Origin of the sequence: Thiorhodovibrio winogradskyi (assembly GCF_036208045.1) — a bacterium.
GTDB classification, from domain to species: Bacteria; Pseudomonadota; Gammaproteobacteria; order Chromatiales; family Chromatiaceae; genus Thiorhodovibrio; species Thiorhodovibrio winogradskyi.
This window is the reverse complement of record NZ_CP121472.1, coordinates 3,234,817-3,255,759: the sequence shown is the minus strand read 5'-3', so window position 1 is coordinate 3,255,759 and position 20,943 is coordinate 3,234,817. Positions and strand designations below refer to the sequence as shown.

Sequence of the window (20,943 nt, the reverse complement as noted above, 5' to 3'; positions counted from 1 at the left end):
ATGTCACAACAACCGATGGAGAAATCGTATGTCAACAAGCGTCCTTCGTCTCCCTGTCGTTCTGGAACGGACAGGTTACAGTCGCTCCCGCCTATACGCCCGTATTAGCGAGGGGCTCTTCCCCCGCCCAATCGCTCTCGGACGCAGAATGGCGGCATGGCCCGAACATGAGGTTGAAGCCGTGATTGCGGCGCATATTCGTGAAACCCCGGAAGCCGACATGGCGCAGTTGGTTGAGCGCTTGCATTCGATGCGAGCAACTTTTGGTTTGGCGCGTCACGACGAGGTCATGATCGGATTGAGTGGAGCCCCAGAACCAGAGCGGGTATTGTCCGAGTCACATGGGTTGGCCAAGCTGACAGCTTAGCAGATTGGACAGATGCTCATTATTGTCGTCTGCGGCAGCCAAATCGGCTTTACAAGCGATGCCAGGGATGAAGCCAAGGAGGGTGCGGAAGCAGCCGGGTTACCGATGCGCCATGCCGATGGCGTAGTGATCAGGGGACTTGGCTCGCGCGGATTGAAAGTCCGATATCTGATCGGAAGCGAGGACTTCACGCCGGCAAAAAATGCACGATCCTCGCGGCTGGCCAGCCCTTCAGACCAAGAATCGCTGGCGAGTTCTTGACGGAGGTGGTCCGGTCAACCGAAACGACCAACTGTCGGCAGCCTCCGGGGAAGGGTTTGAGTCCCTGGTCGTCCAAAGGCTACCGAGGAAATTCCCTGCTCCTAGCCTACGACGAACGGCTACCAAACGGCTACCAAGGGAGGCGCGGCCAAAATAAAAGGGCTTGCGCTTTCGCGCAAGCCCTTGAAAAACATGGAGCCGATGAGCGGATTTGAACCGCTGACCTACTGATTACGAATCAGTTGCTCTACCAACTGAGCTACATCGGCCTTCGAGACTGGCGATTATACCGGAAAAAGGCGGCGGCTTTGCATCAGGCGCCGGTGGTGCGGTGGAGGATGAGTTCGAGCACCAGTTTGCTGCCGAAGTAGGCAAGTAGCAGGATGATGAAGCCGCTGAGGGTCCAGGTGATGGCTTTGCGCCCGCGCCAGCCCCAGAGTTTGCGCCCGAGGAGCAGGCCGCCGAAGACCATCCAGGCGAAGACCGAGAGGACGGTCTTGTGCACCAGGTGCTGGGCAAAGAGGTTGTCGAGGAAGGCGACGCCGCTGAGCAGTGCCAGGGTGAGGAGGATAAAGCCGACGCTGATCATCTCGAACAGCAGGGCTTCCATGGTCATGAGTGGCGGCAGGGAGCGAATGAACCCATTGGGCTGGCGTTTGCGCAGGTAGTGATCCTGAACCGCGAGCAGCAGGGCTTGCACGCTGGCGAGTGTGAGCAGGCTGTAGGCAAGCATTGATAGAAGAACATGCAGCTTGAGCATCCAGCTTGCGTTGTCGCTCATGAAGCCGACGTGGGGAAAGACGGCATCGAGCAGGATGGTCAGCGCCGCCACGGGCAGGAGCACGATGCCCAGATTCTCGACGGGTTTATTGATACTTGGCACCAACAGCGAACCGATCACCGTCCAGGAGGCAAGCGACAGGGCATTGAAGAAGGCGAGATTCAGGCCCGCGCCGGTGAAGATGGTTTGGTAGAGTAACCAGGTGTGCAGGAGAAAACCCGCGAACGCGGTGCCCAGCGCCAGCATACGCGGCGGCAGGACCGCTCGATCACGCATGAACAGGCGGTAGGCAATCAGGGCCGTGGCCGCGAGGTAGAGGCCGATGCTGATAAAGGCTAGGACTGGCTGCTTCATAGTGTCATCATCTCACAAAGCCTGCTGGGGGGAAACGCACCGGACACCCGCTGCTGGACGCTCGCTTACAAGGCGCTCGCCCGGGAGCTTAAGAAGTCTGCGCGCGGTCTGGGGATCACTTATGAAATCCAGATCCTGGGTTTTTAAATCCCGAGCCCGGGCTGGCGCGATAGCCCCAACCCGCAGGTTGTCACAAATTGCATTATATGGAGGTTTGCCGCGCGAGTCGCGGCACGCGTGCTGATGTTCGATACCCTTCAGGAACGTTTTGGCGAAGTTGTAAAAAGCCTGCGCGGTCAAGCGCGGCTGACGGAAGATAATATCAAGGAAAGCCTGCGTGAAGTACGCAAGGCGCTGCTTGAGGCCGATGTGGCATTGCCGGTGGTGCGCTCTTTCGTGGAGCAGGTGCGCGAGCAGGCGCTTGGTGCCGAGGTCACCAAGAGTCTGACACCCGGGCAGGTGCTGATCAAGATCGTGAATGACGAGCTGGTCAGCCTAATGGGCGAGGCCAATGAGGCGCTCGACCTCAGCACCCAGCCACCGGCGATCATCCTGATGGCCGGCTTGCAGGGTTCGGGCAAAACCACCAGCACCGCCAAACTCGCGCGCTTTTTGCAGGAGCGGCACAAGAAGAAGGTCATGCTGGCAAGCTGCGACGTCTACCGTCCAGCCGCCATCGACCAGCTGCGCACCCTGGCCGATGAAGTCGGCGCCAGTTTTTTTCCCAGCACCGGCGCGGATCAGCCACTGATCATTGCCAAACAAGCCACGGACGCTGCGCGCAAGCAATTTCAAGACGTGCTCATCATCGATACCGCCGGTCGACTTGGTATCGATGAGGCCATGATGGCCGAGATTCGTGGCCTGCATGCGACGCTGCAGCCAATCGAAACGCTGTTCGTGGTCGATAGCATGACTGGCCAGGACGCGGCCAACACCGCCAAGGCCTTCGACGAGGCGCTGCCGCTGACCGGGGTGATTCTGACCAAGGCCGATGGCGATGCACGCGGCGGCGCGGCATTGTCGATCCGCCAGATTACCGGCAAGCCGATTAAATTCCTCGGCGTGGGCGAAAAAACCGCCGCGCTCGAGCCCTTCCATCCCGAGCGCGTGGCATCGCGCATTCTCGGCATGGGCGATGTGGTCTCGCTGGTCGAGGAGATGCAGCAGAAGGTTGACCACGAAAAAGCCGAGAAACTGGCAAAAAAACTCCACAAGGGCAAGAGCTTTGACTTGACAGACTTTCGCGATCAGCTCCAGCAGATGAACAAGCTTGGCGGCATGCGCGGACTGATGGACAAGCTGCCGGGCATGGGACAGATTCCCGACAAGGTCAAGCAGCAGATCAACGACAAGGAACTGACCAAGTTGATCGCCATCGTGGACTCCATGACCCTCAAGGAACGCGCCTACCCGCAGATCATTAAAGGTTCGCGACGCCGACGCATCGCCATGGGCTCTGGCACCCAGGTGCAGGATGTGAACAAACTGCTCAAGCAATTCACACAAATGCAAAAGATGATGAAAAAAATGAAGGGCGGTGGCATGGCGAAAATGATGCGCCAGATGCAGGGGCAAATGCCGGGGGGATTACCGCCTGGTGGCTTTCCTCCTGGTGGCGGCTTCCCGCCTGGCGGAGGCATGCCTTTTTAGCTGGCCGCGGTTTTTCGGTGCCGCTGCCATTGCTGCTCGGCCAGTCAATCCGCCACGACGCCCGAGCTCTGTTTAGGCAAATACAATGGTCTTGTTGCCATGCACCAGCACGCGGTCTTCGAGGTGGTATCGCAGCCCGCGTGCCAGGACCATTTTTTCGACATCGCGGCCGAGCCTGACCATATCCTCGACCGAGTTGTGATGGTTTACCCGCACCACGTCTTGTTCAATGATAGGGCCGGCATCGAGTTCTCTGGTGACATAATGGCAGGTCGCGCCGATCAGCTTCACGCCGCGCTCAGAGGCCTGGTGATAGGGTTTGGCTCCGACGAATGACGGCAGAAAGCTGTGATGGATATTAATGATGCGCGCCGGATAAAGCGCGCACAATTCGGCCGGCAAAATCTGCATGTAGCGCGCAAGCACAATCACATCCGCCCGCGCCTCGGCAATGCGCTCCTTGACCGCGGCGAAATGCTTGGCCTTGTCGGATGGGTCGACCGCCAGATGATGGTAGGCAATGCCGTGCCATTCAACATAGCCGCGCAGATCCTCATGGTTGGACAGCACGGCCGGAATTTCACAGTCCAACTCGCGACTGCGCCAACGATAGAGCAGATCCGACAGGCAGTGCGCCTGCTTGCTGGCAAGCAGCACTACCCTTGGTTTGATGCCACTATCGTTGATCAACCAATGCATGCCGAAGGTTTCAGCCGTGGGCGCGAAGCGCGCGCGAACGCTCTCAAGGTCAAAGGCAATGGAATCCGCTCGCACGACATAGCGCATGAAAAACCACTGGCTGCCGGGGTCGGTATAATGGTGCGCTTCAGTGATCCAACCACCGAGTCGGGCAATAAAATCACTCACAGCCGCCACTATACCCACCTGATCGGGGCAGGAAATGACCAGACGATAGGTTCTTTCCATGAAATTTTCTCTGCTAGGTGACTTTTCGACAGATTTTCCACATACCGAGAGGTTTCCTAATGTCGGTAACCTCCCCCATTCAACGGATGCGCGAGCATCCCGGAAGTGCGCCGAATGGACTTACCCTTTACTGACCGCCCGGGTCGTCGCGAGCGCCAGCTCAAGCGCCGACACAACAACCCACTCTTTGCCTGGCCAGCTTGGACCGCCGAGCCCGAGGAATTACTCGCCGCCCAGCGCGCCGACCATGCCGAGTTGGAGACCTTCCGCAGCGCATTCCGCGACCTGATGCAGCGGGCCATTGAGCTCCCCGCGGACGCTGGCAGCGAAGTGGTTCTGAGCTTAAAGGAAGAACTCGAGCGCCACTACGAGCAGGCCTGCGGACTGCCAGAGGATCAAAGTCAGCAAAAAACGGCGATCAAGAAACTCATTGAAGTCATTATGCGAGTACTGCACCGGCACAGCGACCATGATCCCGTTGCACTCCAAGAACTGAGCGATGAAGCCCAAGCGCGGGCGATGCATTTTCGGCTTCTCGAAAGCCCCCTGATTGCCGACCTGCTCGACCCGGACAGCCCCATTCGGGCGCACGAACTCCTGCCGACGCTCCTGTCATCGCCGGCCAGCGAGGTGAAGGCGGCGGTTGAACTCTTCGACGCTGAACAGCTTGCGCTTTTGATCGACCAGGGCGGAGCCCTGATTAGCCAGTTGCACGCCCATGGCGTCAGGTCCGCCATGGCTGAAGAAGGCTTGGGTCTTATCCGCGAACGCCTCGAGCAATATGAGCCGCACAGCCTCTGGCAGGATGACAACCTGACCTAGGCTGCCTGAGAAGGCAGGGCCCGAGGTACCAGTGTGAACTCGGCGATTGCCAGCTTGGTCAATGCCAATTTAGCGGACTAAGACGTCACAACCGGCTGACCGCTGGTGCAATTGATTGGCGGTAACAGAACTGCATTTGGCGATTGTTCTTTCGTCCTCAGCATGGTTCCTGGGTGCGCTGATAGACATCCTCAAAACGCACAATGTCATCCTCGCCAAGATAACTGCCGGACTGCACCTCGATGATCTCAAGCGGAATGGTGCCGGGGTTCTCGAGGCGATGGCGGGCGCCGACCGGGATGTAGGTCGACTGGTTTTCGGTGAGCAATTGGACCTGATCATCGCAAGTGACTTTCGCGGTGCCGGAGACCACAATCCAGTGCTCGGCGCGGTGATGGTGCATTTGCAATGACAGGGCGTGGCCTGGCTTGACGGTCAGTCGCTTGACCTGGTAGCGCGCGCCCTTGTCGATGCCGCTGAACGCGCCCCAGGGCCGATGCACGCGCTGATGATCGAGATGCTCGTTGCGCTTGGACTTGCTCAGGAACTGTGTCACCGCTTTGACATCCTGTGCGTGGTTTTTGTGTGCAACCAACACTGCATCCGCAGTCTCGACCACAATGAGGTCTTCCACCCCAACGGCGGCCAGCATGCGGTGCTGCGCCAGCAGTAAATTATTGCGCGAATTGTGCGCAAAGGCATCGCCATCGAGCACATTGCCCTGCTCGTCTCGTTCGCGTACCTCCCACAGCGCCGACCAGGCGCCCACATCCGACCAGCCCACATCTAGCGGCAGCAGCAGCAAGGGCGGATCATCGGCGGTCTGGCTGGCGCTCAGTGGTTCCATCACCGCGTAGTCGATGGAATCGCTTGGGCAGGCGGCGAATGCCTCGGCCGAGACATGAATGAAATTCTCCGCGTTGCGCTGACCACTCAAAGCAGCAGCTGCCGCAGTGGCAATATCGGGGCGAAAACGCTCGATAAGTGCAATCCAGACCGAGGCTTTGAGCATGAACAGGCCGCTGTTCCACAGATACTGGCCCGAGGCCAGATAGGCTTGCGCCTGGTCAAGGTCGGGCTTCTCAACAAAGGCCTCGAGCCGAAAGGTGCGCCCATTCAGCGCTGGCTGCTCCAGGCCGGCGCCCTGGCGCAGATAGCCGTAGCCGGTTTCCGGCTTGCTCGGCACAATACCGAAGGTTACGACAGCGCCATCATCCGCCAGTTGCAGGCCGTCCGCCACGGCAGCGCGAAAGCCCTGGTCGTTGGCGATCACATGATCCGCCGGCATCACCAGCAGCACTGGATCGGCTGCGTCCGCGGTGGCCGTCAGTGCCGCCAGCGTGAGGGCGGGTGCGGTATTGCGCCCGATCGGCTCCAGCACGATGGCCGCCAGAGCGCGCTCCATCAGCCGGAACTGCTCGGCTACCAGAAAGCGATGTGACTGATTGCAAACCACGATCGGCGCGCGCGCTTCCATCGCAAGTCGCGGATGCTCCGCCGCGAGCCCGTCGATGCGCCGGACAGTTTCCTGCAGCATGGTGTGCTCGCTGGTCAGCGGCAGAAATTGTTTGGGGTAGGCCTCTCTCGACAAAGGCCAAAGCCTGGAACCCGAACCACCTGACAAAATCACCGGCTGTAGTAACATGCAAGCATCCATCCTGATCAAGTGAACTGAAGAATCACGCCCGGTCGGGCAAATTAGATTAGACCAATCGCCGCCGGCTCGGTCAAACACCAACTCTGATCCGCGCGCGGCGCGTGGCTCCGCTGTCCTCGCAGATTCGGCAGGGCAGAAGCGCAACCATGAGGATTCATTGATGCCCATTAAGCTCTTATGTGCCGCCCTGCTCGATCTGATTCCCGCCGCTGCGCTGCTGCTCGGCAACGGTGCAACCGCTGACGAGTCCGTCCTTGATTCCGCGCCCGCTCCAGAATCCCTCTCTGCGTCCGAACTCTCCTCCCTCACCCGCATCAAGTGGCAGTGTACCGAGCAGCCAGCCTTGCGGGTGGTTGTCAATGCGCAGGGAATCCTTGCTAGCGAAATGCAAAGCGCGAAAACCGCTCAGCCGGTGCAAATTCACGCCATCAAGCTCGAGCCTGACGACAGCGGCACATATATTCCAGCCAAGCTGATTAGCACCGAGAACGACCTCGCCAGCCCCGCCGCCAATTGGTCACCCGACAACTCAATTACCACCAGCGACGGGCGTTTGCGCCTGGATCTGACCGACAAATATGTCTTTCTTGCCAAGAATGAATTCGGTAACCAGACCTTGTTTCGCCACTTCGATTGCGAAACAGCGGGCAAGAACGCCCCCATTCACTATCAATGCGAGCCGGATTTTGATCTCTGGGTCAGGTTCACCAAGGCGAGGTCTGGCGCATCGGATCCCACCGTGGATAAGCAGATCAACAAGGAAGACAGCGCGGTCATTCAGTATACCGGTGGCCAGATCGAGCTACCGCAGGCTGTCTCAGGCTCGGGTGCACGTTATGCGCGAGCAGACAGCGTTTTTTGGATTAAAGGCTCATCGGCCACCTTCACCCTCGCCGGTGACGAGGAGCATCGCTGCCAGGCTGAGGATTAACGCTAAAGCCGCCGAACCTAAGGCGCTCCGCGAATGCCTTCATCCCGGACATCTTCATCCAGCTCTTTTATCTGTGATAGGAGTTCTCCGTGCTTAGACTTGACCCGCATAGAATGTTCGCTTGCCCGCACAAGGTCTTGCGACCGAAGCGGCGCCTGCTTACTTTCCTGCCGGCCGCCCTGCTATTGGGCCTGGCAATCAGCGGCTGCTCGCAAATTCAAATCGCCTACAACACCGCGGCATTCACCATCGAGCTTTACGCCAGTCGCTACCTAGGCCTTGATGACCGCCAGGTGGCTCTCTGGCGTCCGCTGCTAAGCGAAGCACTCGCTCAACATCGGGATGAAGAGGTGCCTGCCATCACCGCTCTGCTCACCCAGGCGGCTGAGGATGTCAATGCGGGGCTCACCAAAGCCAAGGTCTCGGCCTGGGTGGACCAACTCGAGCCAATGTACCAGCGCCATGCACGCTTGTTCGTGGCCGCTACGGCTCCACTGCTGACCAGCTTGAGCGACGCACAGATCGACGCACTGGAGAAGAAATTTCAAGAGCAGGCGCGCGATGACGCGACAGATGACAGCCCGGAGAGTCTTGCCAAGCGCAAGCGCAAACGCATAGAGCGATACATTGAAAATATCGAATGGGCGACCGGAGATCTCACCCAAGCCCAGCGCGAACTGGTAGGCACGGAAATCGCCAAGTTTCCAGACGTCGAGACCAGTTGGTATGCCTATCGCTACCAGCAACGCGAGGCACTGATTGCACTTCTCAGGCGCGACGCCAGCAACGAGAAAATCCTGAGTTTTCTGAACCGCTGGCTGGTCGAGTTTAAAGACATGCCGGTCGACCTGGTCCAGGCGCGGGATCAAATGCGCGCGGGTCTGATTCAACTCGTTGTCGCGCTCGATCCTAGCCTGTCAGAGGCGCAGCGCCAGCACTTTGGGAAACAACTCAAGGTTCTTAGCGAGGAATTCGAGTCTTTGCAACAACGCCGGCCAACGCAGGCGCCAGGGGTTTGATTCCTTAAGTTGTTCAGACAACTAAATTCACTTCTCACTCTAACTTCTCACTCTAACTTCTCACTCTAACTTCTCACTCTAAGCTATAAGCCGCATTAGCTCTGAGATCAAGGATTTTCGATGGGCGCTGCCGTCATTGGGGAAATCGCTACCAACATCTCCATTGGTGATGTATTGGGCGAGGAGAGGACGTACATCGGCGAACCTATACGCGGTCGTTTTATCCGAGGCAATAGCGGCGAGCTGGTTTATCATCATCACCTACTGGTGTAGATGGCCCCCAAATTCCGCGCAAGGACGGTGAAAAACGCAGGTTTCTGTCCAGGCCCTGCAACTCGACGAGTTGACCCTGCGCTTGGAGGCAGAGGAATCAGTAACCATGCCGGCTTGACGTGGCAAGCGGTTTAAACTTCAACCTCGAAAGGGGAGTTATTCGCCTCCACCAGCAGCGGCGGCTTGGCGCTCAAGAGCTTCAATGAGTTGGGCGCGGCGCAGGGGTTTGGTGGCGAAGTCATCCATGCCGGCAGCGTGGCAAGCGTGACGGTCCTCTTCAGTGGCGTTGGCGGTGAGGGCAAGAATCCAGGGCTGGCACTCGGCGGGCAGGGTGGCGCGCAGCTGGCGGGTCGCGCTCAGACCGTCGACTTCGGGCATCTGCACATCCATCAGAATGATATCGAAGTGTTTCGCGGTCGCGGCGGCGACGGCCTCGGCGCCGTTGGTGGCGAGGTCGGCATCAAGGCCAAGGGATGCGAGCATCTTAAGCGTCACCTTTTGGTTGATGGGATTATCCTCGGCAAGCAGGATGCGCGGATTGCTTGGGGGATTGGCAGGCTGGGGCGCGCGCTCGAGGTGATCTCCCTCTGTCGCTTGCTTGTGGCTTTGGATGACGCTGTCCGGATCGGCGCTGACGGGCAGTTCGAGAATGCAGTCGAAGCGGGAGCCATTGCCGGGGACGCCGCTGCTGCTGACCTCAATGGAACCGTCAAAGTGCTCGGCCAGGCGGCGAGAGATAGCGAGGCCGAGGCCGGCGCCGCCATGGCGTCGCGCGGTGGAAGCGTCGAGTTGGGTGAAGCTTTCAAACAGGCTGTCCTGGCGCTCGGGCGGAATGCCGATGCCGCTGTCTTGCACGCTGAAGCTGAGGCGCCAGCGGGCCGGGTGGGGTTCATTGTCGCTCTGGTTGGGAATTGGCGAACCGCTGACACTCAGGCTGACCTGACCCTGGTCGGTGAACTTGACCGCGTTGCCGAGCAGATTGTGCAGAATCTGCCCGAGCCGGTTGGCATCGGCATGGAAAAAGCGCGGCAGTTCGGGGTTGATGTCGAGTTGCAACTCGAGCCCCTTGCGTTGGGCCAGGGGGCGCGCCAAGGCCAAGGCATTGGCCAGTCGCGCCGGCAGGTCGAAGCGGATGGGCGCCAACTCCAGGCGGCCGGCTTCGATTTTGGAGAAGTCCAGAATGTCATCGACCAGGGCCAGGAGCGCGTTGCCACTGTCGTGAATGGTGTCGATCGCCTCGCGCTGCTCGGGGTCGAGTCGGGCGTGGCCAAGCAGCTCGCTCATGCCGATGATGGCGTTGAGCGGGGTGCGGATCTCATGGCTCATGTTGGCGAGGAACTCGCTCTTGGCGCGATTGGCGGCCTCGGCCTGAAGCTTGGCCTGACGCAGTTCGGTCTCGCCGCGGTTGAGACGGATCTGGGTCTCGAGCCTGGCGGCCAGTTCCTCGATGTGGAAGGGTTTTTCGATGAAATCGACGGCGCCGGCGGAAAAGGCGCGCACCTTGGTGGCGGTGTCCGTCATGGCCGTGAGCATGATGACACGCAGACTGGCCAGCGCTGGGCTCGACTTGAGCACGCTTAGCACCTCGAAGCCGTCGAGCCCTGGCATCATGATGTCGAGTAGCACGACATCCACCGCCGGGTCGGATTCCAGCAGCACCAGTGCATCGGTGCCGTCGCAGGCGCTCAAGACCTGATAACGGTCTTTGAAGCTCAGTTCGACGAATTCGCGGATGCTGGCCTCGTCATCGACGATCAGGACTTTTGCTGGCGTATCGAATGGCCGCTCCAGATGGCTTTCCATTAGTGGTTCTCCCGGAAGCTTTCAATCAGCTCAATCATCTGCTGGCGGCGGAAAGGTTTGGTGACAAAGCCATCGGCTCCGGCGGCGCGGGCACGTTCCTCATCGATTTTCTGGGTGGCGGCGGTGAAGATGATGATGGGGGTCGCGCTGGTGTGGCTGTTGTTTTTTAGCGTGCGGCAAATGTCATAGCCCGAGATGCCCGGAATCCAGGCGTCGAGCAAGATGAGATCGGGCTTTTTACCGATGGCCTCGCGCAGCGCGGTGGCGCTGGTCTGGGCACTGAGCAGGTTGTAGTTCTCGCCAAGCAGATCGCGGGTGAATTCGATCACATCCGGCTCGTCATCCACCACCAGCAGGGTCAGGCGCTCGCCCTGGTTGGGCGCCAGGCGGCTGGTGGCGGATTGCTCGAACTGGATCACTTTGAAGGCCGCGTCGCGCGTGGCCGATGTCCCGCCTGGTGGCTTGGTTTCGGACTGTTGTGGCTCGGGGCTGGCGACTTCCAAGGCTGGCGTGGCGCTCAGGGGCTCGGCCGGGATTGGCAGCGCGACCTGGAAGTTGCTGCCCTGCCCGTACTCGCTCTCCACCCAGATGCGCCCACAGTGGGCCTGAAGGATGCCCTGCACGATGGACAGTCCCAGTCCGGTGCCGCTGGCCAGGTAGGCATTCTTGCCGGTGTGATGCTTGGTGACATCGCCGAGCGTGGAGAAGCGCTGGAACAGCTTGCCGATGTCTTCTTGCTTGATACCGATGCCGCTGTCGATGACCTCAAGGCGTAATTCCTGGTCGGCCCGGTGCAGTCGGATCAGGATGCGACCCCCGTCCGGGGTGTATTTAATAGCGTTGCCGAGCAGGTTAATGACCACTTGGGCGAGGCGGTCGCGGTCGCCGGTCACCAGCGGCAGCTTCGGCGCGAGTTCGAGCTGGAGCTGATGGCCGCGGCTGTCGAGATAGGACTGCTGTTCCTCGGCAATTTCCCGAATCACAGGTGCCAAATCGACCGGGGCTTGCTCGATGACCAGCTTGTTTTCCTCGATACGCGAGACATCAAGGAGTTCGGCGACAATGCGCGCCAGGCGGGTGGCATTGCGCGAGACGGTGTCGAGCATGCGTCTTTGCTCGGCGGCAATGGGGCCGCCCTTGCCTTCGCGAATCAGATCCACATAGCCTTGAATGGCAATCAGCGGCGTGCGCAACTCGTGGGAGGCCATGGAGATGAACTTGCTCTTGAGCTGATCGAGCTGGCGCAGCTCGCGGTTGGCGTCCTCGATCTCCCTCAGTTTCGTCTGGAGATCCTCGGCCATGCGGTTGAAGGTCAGCGCCAGGGCTTCAATCTCATCGCCCGAGTGGACCTGGATGCGGTGCCCGAGTTCGCCGGCACCGACGCGTCGTGAGCCCTGGTCGAGCGCCTGTATGGGGCGCGAGATGGTGCGCGCGAACAGGAAGGCGACCAGCGCTAGCACTGGCACCGCGCCCAGCAGCAGCCAGATAAAAATGCGCTGGAGTTGGTCGCTGCGAGCCTGCAGGCGCTCGGCGGTGAGGGCCTGGCTGGCTTGGATTTTGCGCTCGGTGGCCAGCGCGGGAGCGATGATCTCCGCCTCCGGTACCACGATGCCCACGCTCCAACCGGTGACCGCGATGTCGTGGTAGGCAATCAGATAGGTTTCATTGCTGGCCGGGTCGCGGTAGCGCGTCAGCGCCCGCTCGCCGCGTTGCATGGCGGCGATGATGTCTTGAAAGGGCCTGTCGCGCACCGCGGTGAGCGAATGGGCGAAGGCCTCGTTCTTTTTGAATTGACCCTGGAAACTGCCGCGGAATTGCAGGAAATCCGCGGCACGTTCGGGGAAGGCGATGGCTTGTCCCGCCTCGGAGAGCAGGAAGGCGAAGCCAGTCTGCTCGATTTGCAGATTCAGAATACCGTCGACAATGCGCTCCAGGGTGATATCAATGCCGATAACCGCGACATGCTCGTCGCCGCGATAAACGGGGGCGATGCTGGAGACCATCCAGCCAAGGCCGGCCGGATCCCAGTAGAGTTCAGTCCAGGCCGGGCCGCGCTCGGGATTGTGCTCGGAGTCGGCAAGGTAGTAAAAGTCATAGGCGGTGACATCCGGCAGATTCGCGAACTGCTCGGTGGCATCCACCCACTTGAAGGCGCCATCGACAAAGGGCATGCCGCGCGAGATTTGGCCGGCGGTGTTGATGTAAATCTGCACCGCATAAGGGTTGGTCTCGGCCACCGCGCGGAACATGATGTCCATGTACTCGGTGAGATACACCTCGGCCAGGGTATCCTTGCTGATCCTGCCCTCTTTATCCACGGCGTCCCCAAAAACGCCGAGCCAGGAGTTCTGGTTGGGCTCGCGCGCGCCGAACATCTTGCTCTGTGGCGCTGGTGAATAGGTACTGGGTTGGGCGTAGCGCTTGAGACTGTCGGGATGCTGGTAGAGGTAGGCGGCGAAGGCCGCCAGTTGCAGGGTGTCGGCTTGCACCTGGCCCAGAATTTCGTTGATATCTTCGGCATAGCGGGCGGTTAGGGCGGCCAGGCGGGTTTCCAGCTCGGCCGAGAGGGCGGCGGAGCTGTCCGACACGGCCAGTTCGGCGATGTCCTGGTTGGCCCGGTCGGCGATCTGACTGATATTGAGTGTGCTGCGATAGCCAAACCAGCCGATGCTGGCGAGCGGCAGCAGAGCCGTGAGCAGCAGCACGATCAGCAGCTTGGTCTTGAGGCGAATGCGCAAGGATTTCATGGCGATTGGACGTCCTTTATCAGTCCGGAATGAGACCCTGCCTCCTCTGCTATTGAGGGTGTTTGAACCCCGGGCATCATTCAATACGGTTGCGTCTGGGCGGAGCCGGGGCTAGGCGACCCGGGGTGGCGGCAGGCCAGCACGTTCGCACAGCCGTCGCAGTTCTTCGCTGTGCTCGCCTGTGGGTTCGTCGGAAAATCGTAGCCCGGCGATGCGCATCAGCATCAGCGGCTGGCTCGGGGCTCCGCGCGGCTTTTCATCGGGCGCGCGGCTGAGATCGCGCAGTTGTTGCGGAATGAGCCACAGGGTCTTAATGGCATCATCAGCCTCGGGTCCATAACGCTTGACCAGTTCGGTCAGCTCCTCGGCGCTGAGTTGCCCGCCTTGTTCCATCCATGCCTGAATGAGCTGCAGCACGGCCAGGACGCCGATTCGATGCAGGGCGCAGGCGGTGGCGTAGAGTGCGAGTTCCGTTCTGACCGAAGCGCCCAGCGCGACCACCTGGCGGTAGATGCCGCGTTGACGGGCGCGGATGTCCTCCGCCAGGTCGCGCAGTTCGGGCGCGGCCAGGGTGCTGCCGGGCTGGAGGGCGAGTGCGATGGCCAGATTGCAAATGGTGCCGGGGTCGAGCTGGTCGAGCGCCTGGGCGAAATGGCTGACCGCCTGGCCACTGGTATTGTAGGGTCCGCTGTTGGCGGCGCCGAGCAGCCGCGCGACCAAAGCGGGTTCCAACACCCAATGCTCTAGGATGCGGGCTTTGTCCAGCTCGCCTTGGAGATGCCAGGCTTCCATTTTCTCCACCAGTTCGGGGTCGATGGGCAGGCTCAAACGGCGGAAGCCGATGGCATCGCGCAGCAGGCGCTCGAGTGCCTCGCGCCTGTGTTGTTCGCCGCCAGCCGCGGCGAGTTGCTTGCTGGGGGCGAACTGCATCAGATCGCTGAGTCGCTGCATCAGGTCACGCGCGGTGAATGGCTTGACGATGTAATCGCGCGCGCGGTACTTCATGGCCTGCAGCACGATGGCGCGATCCTTATGGTGAGAAATAATGACCGAGGTGGTTGCACGGCTGGGCTCGCGGGCGATCTGCTCGAGCAGCGCCAGGCCACCGACGCCTGGCAGGTCGATATCGACCAGGGCCAGATCAGCCCCATGCAGGCGCCAGGCATCGAGCGCACTCTGCACTTCGCCAAAGCTCTCGATCCGGCTGTCATTCCACAGGCGGCGGATCAGGCTCTCAAGCAGCAGTCGGGTGGAAGTGTCGTCCTCGACAATGAGCACATGCGGGGAGTTTTGGCGTGTCGCTGTTGCTGGCGCCTTGGCGGCTGCCTTGGCTGTTTCTGCCGAGTTGGGGGCGGTGGCTTTAGTCATGATGTGTGGGTTTGGTCGGGGGGCTGCTGTCTGGCGTGGCACTGGCCAAGGCATCGGAAGCTTGCGTGGCCGCTGGCGTGGCCGTGGCGGGGATCAGTCCCAGTTCCTTTTCCAGGTCCAGATCGGTGATGGAGTCCGCCGACAGTCCGGCGGATGGCGACACGGTGGCGCTGGTCTCGTCCTCAACGCCGGGGCGGTGGAAATCCTCGACCAGGCTCGAGAGCGCATCCGGCGACATGGGTCTGCCGATCAGGTAGCCTTGAATTTCATCAACCCCAAGGGCTTCGAGAAAATCGCACTGACGCTGTGTTTCAATGCCCTCAGCGATGATTTTGTGCTTGAGTGTTTGGCCGAGTGCCGTGACCGCGCGCACAATGGCACGGTCTTCGAGCGCACGGGTGATGTTGGTGACAAAGGCACGGTCGATCTTGATGGTGTCGATGGGGAAGCGCAACAGATATTCGAGCGAGGAATAACCGATGCCGAAGTCATCGAGCGCGAGTTTGACGCCGAGGGCGCGAAAACGCCGCATCATCTCGATGGCCTCACGCGGGTTCTGCATGGTCAGGCTTTCGGTGATTTCCAGTTCCACCAACCCGGGCGGCGCGCCGCTGTCGCGCAGCAAGTGGTCGAGGCGGTTGCACAGTTCGGGGTCGAGAAACTGCCGCGGCGACAGATTGATGCCAACTCGCAGCGGCAGACCGGTGTCTTGCCAGCTGGCACACTGGCGCAGCGCCTCGCGCAGCACCCAGTCGCCCATGCGATCAATCAGCCCAAGATCCTCAAGCATGGGTATGAATTTAAGCGGCGGAATCAGGCCTTGCTCCGGATGTTGCCAGCGCAGCAGGGCCTCGCAGCCGACGATCTGTCCGCTGCCCAGGTTCATCTGTGGCTGGTAGACCAGGAAGAATTCCTCCCGCTCAATGGCGAGGTGCAGATCGCGTTCAAGATCCAAGGTCTGATTCACGCCGCGGGTGTAAGCGGTGTCACGACTAGGCAGCGCGAGCTGACGTTTTTGCGCGCGGGCGGTGCGCTGGGCTTCCTGGGCGCGGGTGAGCAGAGATTGGGCATCGCTCCCGTGCTCGGGGGCCAGCGCCAGCCCGGCAGAACAGCGCAGCAGTGCCTCGCGTTCGTCGATCCCATAGGCGGTGCTCAGGTTGCCGAGCAGCACCTCGGCGCTATTGATGGCTTCCTGACGGTCTTGTGCATGCAGTAGCGCGGCGAATTCATCGCCGCCGACGCGCGCGGCGGCGCCGCTGTCTGGCACCAGTTGACTCAGGCGTCCGGCGAACAGGCGCAGCAGCATGTCACCTGCCGAGTTTCCAAGTACGTCATTTTGGCGGTGAAAGCGCACCAGGTCGATCCATAGCACGCCGATCAGGTCGCTGCTTTTTGCGGGCCGTGCACCAAGTGCCTCCTGCACCTGGCTTAGAAAGAGTCGCCGGTTGGCCAGTTCGGTTAGGTTATCGTGCAGGGACAGATAATCCACCAGTGCCTCGGTGCGGCGGCGGTCGGTCAGATCCTGCAGGGCGCCGAGGACGCGGTCGTGGTCCTCGGTTTGGCCGCCGCGCTCGCCGACCATGCGCACCAGCAGGTTGCGCCCGGGCAGGCGTAGGCGCAGTTCAAGATCGACCCGGGCGTGCTGCTCGCGCACCAGCTTGAGCATTCCAAGGGCGCGTTCGCGGTCCTCGGGATGAATGGCGGCCAGGAACTGGTCCACGCTGTTGAGCTCAAGTGGGGCTTCGCTGAGGCCGGTCAGCAGACGCAGGTCGTCGTTCCAATGGAGGCTATCGTCATCCAGATGCCACTCCCAGAACAGCAGTTTGGCCAGTCGGCGGGCGGAGTTCTGGCGCAACTGGCTTTGGCGCAGTTCGCGATTGAGCGCGGCGCCGCGCAGGGCGTAGCGCAGACGCTGATTGAGCAGGGACCAGTTAATGGGCTTGACGATAAAGTCGGTGGCGCCAGCGGTGAAGGCCTGGTCGATGGCGTCGAGGTCATCGGCGGCTGTGAGCATGATGATGGGCGTGCAACCTTCGGGGTCGCGGTCATGCATGCGCGCGCAGGTGGCGAAGCCATCAAGCACGGGCATCATCACATCCAGCAGCACCAGTGCCGGGCGCTCTTGCGCGAAGGCGGCCAGCCCCTGTTCGCCATCGGCGGCCTCGCGCACGCGATAGCCCTGGCGCTGCAAGGCGCCGCGCAGCAGCATGCGAGTGGCGCGATCATCGTCGATGATCAGGATTTCCTGGTCGGGCTCGGGTTTGAGTGCGTGGGGGGGCGCGAGCGGCTTGTTCATGATCGCTGCCTGTCAATATGGCTGCTTGAAAGGGGCGGGCCTAGGTGACCCCGGCACCCAGGCGGTGCTCAGGAGGAATGACTAGCATAAGCGCATCAGAGTGATTGGTCACATGACTTTGCTGCTGGCCGGTCGGTATGATCTGATGATGGACCATCAGTTTTGATCCGGCCGATGGACCGGGTCGATGAGTCACCTTTGCCCTTTTGGCCCGGTCTCCGGGTGGACCATGATTGCAGCGAACCCGAACCACACAGGAGAACGGCGACCATGCCCTGTCTCGACCCCGAGATCATCAATGAACTGCAGGACATTCTCGGCGAGGATCTGAATGCCGTCGCGGATGAGTTTGTCGATCAGTTGCGTGAGCAGATCGTGCCGCTGCGCGCGGCACAAGAGGCACAAGACTGGTCAGAAGTTGCGCGCATTGCCCATCTACTCAAGGGCAGTGCCGGAAATCTTGGCGCGAGCGCGCTGGCCGCGCAAATCTTGTCGCTGGAGCGCGCCGCGCGCGCGGGGGAGGGCGATGCCGTGGCGCGGGAGTTCGCGGCCGCGCTCGAACTGAGCGAGTCCTGCATCGGCGAACTGGCCGCGCGTGCTTTGCTGTCATCCTAAGGCGCGGGCCCGGTGTTGGGGGCGAATTCAATCTGGGTCATGCTGTATACGAGAACCTCTCTTGATCTAGTCCCCATCTCAAAGCCTGTCCATGTCTTGTGAATCGCCATAACAGTCGATGCCCATGCGCTCGGCGACCTTGTAGGCCTTGGGCTCGATCATCGGTGAGATGACGATCAACTGCGTGGCCTTGCGGCTGTGTTCGCGCTCATAAAACCGTGCCTTGCGTTCGAACAGATACATGCCGCCTTTGTCGATAGAGGACTTCAACTCGCAGAGGATCGGCAGACCATTCTTAATGATGAAATCCAGCTCGATCTGCTCGGGTTTCCCGAAGACTTCGCCCGCGTCGTAATAACCATTGTAGTTGATCACTTCAACGCCAAAATTTTCTTCAAGATACCAGCTCGCCGCCTATGCCGCCGCGCTCCGGGTCTTGACCCAGTACAAGGGCATCGAGGACATCGACATCGCCCATGAGCTGGCTCGCGAGCGCCAGCGCGGCGAGGAAAAGCGCGGAGCGGGACGACACCAAGGTGGGGCTCACCTACCTTATGATCACATCTAGCCAGTCGCCTGTTTACCATGATGCTGCCCTGGACGCTCCAGCGTCCCGACCATTAACGGAGAACGCATGGGCAGAAGCCGCTATGTGATCCTGGAACCCGACAAGCCCCATTTTCTGACCTGCACCGTCGTGGAATGGCTTCCGGTGTTCACCCGCCCCGATGCAGTTCAAATTCTGCTCGACAGTTGGTCGCATCAGCGCGCCCATGATGGCTTGCGCCTGTACGGCTATGTGGTCCTTGAAAACCATTTGCATTTCGTGGCTCAAGCGCCGCGCCTCGATAAATGCGTCAGCAACTTCAAGTCGTTTACGGCTGCCCGGCTAATCGAGTTATTGGAGGCTCGTCGAGCCGCACCTCTTCTCGCCCGACTGCGCCTCGCCAAGCGAGCGCACAAACGCGACCGGGAATACCAATTCTGGCAGGAGGGGTCACACGCCGAAATGGTGATCAGCGAGTCGGTGATGCGCCAAAAGCTGGACTATATCCATTACAATCCGGTCAAGCGCGGCTATGTTGACCAACCCGAGCATTGGCGTTATTCCAGCGCGCGATGCTATCACGGACAGCCGGGACTGATTGACATCGATTCGTGGTGGACGGGACGCTGGAACGTCCCGGGCAGCGTTGATTTTCGCGTAACGGCTGCCCTCTGGCATTCCCCCTTTGCCGTCGAACTGTCGGACGCCATCGTCCAGGACATCAAGTTGGCCCGGCCACTGATTCGTGGGAGCGGCTTTAGCCGCGACAGGGTGATCGCGGCTAAAGCCGCTCCCACAAAGCTCGGCTCAACGGGCAAGTGGCCCGAGTTATGATCAAGGCCCCGATGCTTCCAGTGTTGGCGCATGGTCAAGTCGAGCGACGTCAAGTCGAGCGACGCTTGGGCGGCAGCAGATCGGTAATGGAGCCATGCGCCATCTCGGCGGCCAGGCCGATGGTTTCGTTCAGCGTTGGATGTGGGTGAATGCTGAGTCCGATATCTTCCATGTCCGAACCCATTTCCAGCGCCAGGACGGTCTCGCCAATCAATTCTCCGGCGTTGGGGCCGACAATGCCCGCGCCCAGGATGCGCTTGGTTTCGGGGTCGAACAGCAGCTTGGTCAGTCCCTCGTCGCGGTGGATGCCGAGCGCGCGCCCGCTCGCCGCCCAGGGGAAGACGCCTTTCTCGTAGGGGATGTTCTTTTCCTTGGCCTCGGTTTCGGTCAGGCCCATCCAAGCGACCTCGGGGTCGGTGTAGGCGACCGAGGGGATGGTCAGCGGATCGAACAGCGCCGGCTCGCCGGCGATGACCTCGGCGGCGACCTTGGCCTCGTGGGTGGCTTTGTGGGCGAGCATGGGGCCGCCGACCACATCGCCGATGGCGAAGATGTTGGGCACATTGGTGCGCATGTGAGCATCGACTTTAATGAAGCCATGCTGATCGACCTTGACTCCGGCCTGCTCGGCGTCGATCTGTGCGCCATTGGGCAGGCGGCCAATGGCGACCAGGACGCGGTCATACTCGGCTTCTTGAACAGGGCGGCTGTTGTCCTTGCCCTCGAAACGCACCTGGATGCCTGAGCTTTTCGCGCTCATCTCGGACACTTTTGTGTCGAGCAAAATCCGCTTGTAGCGCTTTTTAATGACCTTTTCGAGCGCCCGCACCAGGTCGAGGTCGGTGCCCGGCATGAGTTGCGGCTTCATCTCCACCACATCGATGGCGCTGCCGAGCGCGCTGTAAACACTCGCCATCTCCAGTCCGATGATGCCACCGCCAACAATCAGCAGACGCTCGGGGATGTCGGGCAGCTCCAGCGCGTCGGTCGAGTCCATCACCCGAGGGTCTTCATGCGGAAAGCCGGGAATGCGTATGGGGCGCGAGCCGCAGGCAATGATGGCGTGATCAAAATGCACCGCCAGATGCCCCTCACGGCTGTCAACGCCGATACGGTTGGGCGCCTCGAACCGGCCCGTGCCCTGGATCACCTGCACGCCGCGCTGCTTGGCCATGCCGGCCAGGCCGGTGGTGAGCTTTTTAACCACTTTGTTCTTGCCGGCGCGCATCTTGTCGAGATCAATCTCTGGTGGCGTGAAGGTCACGCCCATGGCGCTTAAGTGTTTGGTCTCCTCGATAATGATCGCGGTGTGCAGCAACGCTTTCGAGGGGATGCAGCCGACATTCAGGCACACGCCGCCAAGCGTCGGATAGCGCTCGATGAGCACCACGCGCAGGCCAAGATCGGCGGCGCGGAAGGCCGCGGTGTAACCGCCAGGACCGCCACCGAGGACGGCGACCTGGGCGCTGAGTTCTTTTGCGGAGTCAAGGGTTGGGGCGGTGTCGGTGTCGGTGTCGGTCATAGTATCTACTGGTTGGCTGATGGGTTTGTTTTGTCTCGGATTGTTGAAACCATGCCTCGGGAAGCGCCGCGCGGATTGTCGGCCAATCGGACAGTGCTGAAGCAAAGCGGGCATTGTAGTGCTGGCGACTGAGCATGTCATCGAACAAGAGTGAGGGTTTTGCGGG

At 60.7% G+C, this 20,943-nt stretch carries 19 protein-coding genes, 1 tRNA gene and 1 pseudogene; 9 read left to right on the top strand and 12 right to left on the bottom strand.

The features are described 5' to 3' along the window. Positions 1-28 precede the first annotated feature (28 nt). The 3 genes and pseudogenes from Thiowin_RS25350 to Thiowin_RS14705 all read left to right on the top strand — a co-directional run. Positions 29-118: pseudogene (locus tag Thiowin_RS25350) on the top strand (helix-turn-helix transcriptional regulator); the annotation flags it as partial. A gap of 30 nt (positions 119-148) precedes the next feature. Beyond that, entirely contained in the window at positions 149-367 is a 219-nt protein-coding gene (locus Thiowin_RS25345) for a hypothetical protein (protein ID WP_408034263.1), read from the top strand. A 12-nt stretch (positions 368-379) separates the two neighbouring features. Beyond that, positions 380-628: a hypothetical protein gene (locus tag Thiowin_RS14705; protein ID WP_328983754.1), complete on the top strand. Its 249-nt coding sequence runs from the start codon at positions 380-382 to the stop codon at positions 626-628. A gap of 193 nt (positions 629-821) precedes the next feature. Here the strand turns inward: Thiowin_RS14705 and Thiowin_RS14700 are convergent. Beyond that, positions 822-897: transfer RNA gene (locus Thiowin_RS14700), tRNA-Thr, on the bottom strand. Between the two features lie 44 nt (positions 898-941). Next, positions 942-1,763, bottom strand: coding sequence for a cytochrome C assembly family protein (locus Thiowin_RS14695; protein WP_328983753.1), 822 nt, complete (start codon positions 1,761-1,763; stop codon positions 942-944). Positions 1,764-2,006: 243 nt separating this feature from the next. Between Thiowin_RS14695 and ffh the strand changes: the two genes are divergently transcribed. Beyond that, the gene (ffh, locus tag Thiowin_RS14690) at positions 2,007-3,416 is read left to right on the top strand and encodes a signal recognition particle protein (RefSeq protein ID WP_328983752.1); all 1,410 of its coding nucleotides are present in this window, start codon (positions 2,007-2,009) and stop codon (positions 3,414-3,416) included. Positions 3,417-3,488: 72 nt separating this feature from the next. On the opposite strand, the gene purU is transcribed toward ffh, so the two are convergent. After that, positions 3,489-4,343 (bottom strand): formyltetrahydrofolate deformylase, encoded by an 855-nt coding sequence (purU, locus tag Thiowin_RS14685; protein ID WP_328983751.1) that lies wholly within the window; start codon positions 4,341-4,343, stop codon positions 3,489-3,491. Between the two features lie 114 nt (positions 4,344-4,457). Here purU and Thiowin_RS14680 point away from each other — a divergent pair, with 114 nt between their 5' ends. Next, positions 4,458-5,165: a hypothetical protein gene (locus Thiowin_RS14680; protein ID WP_328983750.1), complete on the top strand. Its 708-nt coding sequence runs from the start codon at positions 4,458-4,460 to the stop codon at positions 5,163-5,165. Positions 5,166-5,322: 157 nt separating this feature from the next. Here Thiowin_RS14680 and Thiowin_RS14675 read toward each other — a convergent pair whose 3' ends face one another. Further along, positions 5,323-6,810 (bottom strand): mannose-1-phosphate guanylyltransferase/mannose-6-phosphate isomerase, encoded by a 1,488-nt coding sequence (locus tag Thiowin_RS14675; protein WP_328983749.1) that lies wholly within the window; start codon positions 6,808-6,810, stop codon positions 5,323-5,325. 172 nt (positions 6,811-6,982) lie between these two features. Here Thiowin_RS14675 and Thiowin_RS14670 point away from each other — a divergent pair, with 172 nt between their 5' ends. Next, the gene (locus Thiowin_RS14670; RefSeq protein WP_328983748.1) at positions 6,983-7,753 is read left to right on the top strand and encodes an MliC family protein; all 771 of its coding nucleotides are present in this window, start codon (positions 6,983-6,985) and stop codon (positions 7,751-7,753) included. Between the two features lie 89 nt (positions 7,754-7,842). After that, complete coding sequence (locus Thiowin_RS14665) at positions 7,843-8,772, top strand: DUF6279 family lipoprotein (protein ID WP_328983747.1); 930 nt, start codon at positions 7,843-7,845, stop codon at positions 8,770-8,772. A 429-nt stretch (positions 8,773-9,201) separates the two neighbouring features. Here Thiowin_RS14665 and Thiowin_RS14660 read toward each other — a convergent pair whose 3' ends face one another. The 4 genes from Thiowin_RS14660 to Thiowin_RS14645 form a co-directional block, all read right to left on the bottom strand. Further along, positions 9,202-10,848, bottom strand: a complete 1,647-nt coding sequence (locus Thiowin_RS14660; protein ID WP_328983746.1) for a response regulator — start codon at positions 10,846-10,848, stop codon at positions 9,202-9,204. Beyond that, positions 10,848-13,595, bottom strand: a complete 2,748-nt coding sequence (locus Thiowin_RS14655; protein ID WP_328983745.1) for an ATP-binding protein — start codon at positions 13,593-13,595, stop codon at positions 10,848-10,850. The genes Thiowin_RS14660 and Thiowin_RS14655 overlap by 1 nt, the downstream gene beginning before the upstream one ends. Positions 13,596-13,706: 111 nt before the next feature. Then, a complete protein-coding gene (locus Thiowin_RS14650; RefSeq protein ID WP_328983744.1) occupies positions 13,707-14,963 on the bottom strand; it encodes a response regulator in 1,257 nt (418 codons plus the stop codon). Further along, positions 14,956-17,259, bottom strand: a complete 2,304-nt coding sequence (locus Thiowin_RS14645) for a putative bifunctional diguanylate cyclase/phosphodiesterase (RefSeq protein ID WP_328983743.1) — start codon at positions 17,257-17,259, stop codon at positions 14,956-14,958. Before Thiowin_RS14645 ends, Thiowin_RS14650 begins: the two co-directional genes overlap by 8 nt. 270 nt (positions 17,260-17,529) lie before the next feature. On the opposite strand from Thiowin_RS14645, the gene Thiowin_RS14640 reads away from it, so the two are divergent. Continuing rightward, entirely contained in the window at positions 17,530-17,874 is a 345-nt protein-coding gene (locus Thiowin_RS14640; protein WP_328983742.1) for an Hpt domain-containing protein, read from the top strand. Positions 17,875-17,952: 78 nt separating this feature from the next. On the opposite strand, the gene Thiowin_RS14635 is transcribed toward Thiowin_RS14640, so the two are convergent. Beyond that, the gene (locus tag Thiowin_RS14635; RefSeq protein ID WP_328983741.1) at positions 17,953-18,249 is read right to left on the bottom strand and encodes a hypothetical protein; all 297 of its coding nucleotides are present in this window, start codon (positions 18,247-18,249) and stop codon (positions 17,953-17,955) included. A 19-nt stretch (positions 18,250-18,268) separates the two neighbouring features. Next, on the bottom strand, positions 18,269-18,421 hold the full coding sequence (locus Thiowin_RS14630; RefSeq protein ID WP_328983740.1) for a hypothetical protein: 153 nt from the start codon (positions 18,419-18,421) through the stop codon (positions 18,269-18,271). A gap of 87 nt (positions 18,422-18,508) precedes the next feature. Between Thiowin_RS14630 and Thiowin_RS14625 the strand changes: the two genes are divergently transcribed. Beyond that, complete coding sequence (locus tag Thiowin_RS14625) at positions 18,509-19,255, top strand: REP-associated tyrosine transposase (protein ID WP_328983739.1); 747 nt, start codon at positions 18,509-18,511, stop codon at positions 19,253-19,255. Positions 19,256-19,304: 49 nt separating this feature from the next. Here Thiowin_RS14625 and lpdA read toward each other — a convergent pair whose 3' ends face one another. Beyond that, positions 19,305-20,777 carry a dihydrolipoyl dehydrogenase gene (gene lpdA, locus Thiowin_RS14620; protein ID WP_328983738.1) on the bottom strand — a complete coding sequence of 491 codons (1,473 nt, stop codon included), beginning with the start codon at positions 20,775-20,777 and terminating at the stop codon, positions 19,305-19,307. Further along, positions 20,740-20,913, bottom strand: coding sequence for a hypothetical protein (locus Thiowin_RS25340; protein WP_408034220.1), 174 nt, complete (start codon positions 20,911-20,913; stop codon positions 20,740-20,742). The genes lpdA and Thiowin_RS25340 overlap by 38 nt, the downstream gene beginning before the upstream one ends. Positions 20,914-20,943: the final 30 nt, after the last annotated feature.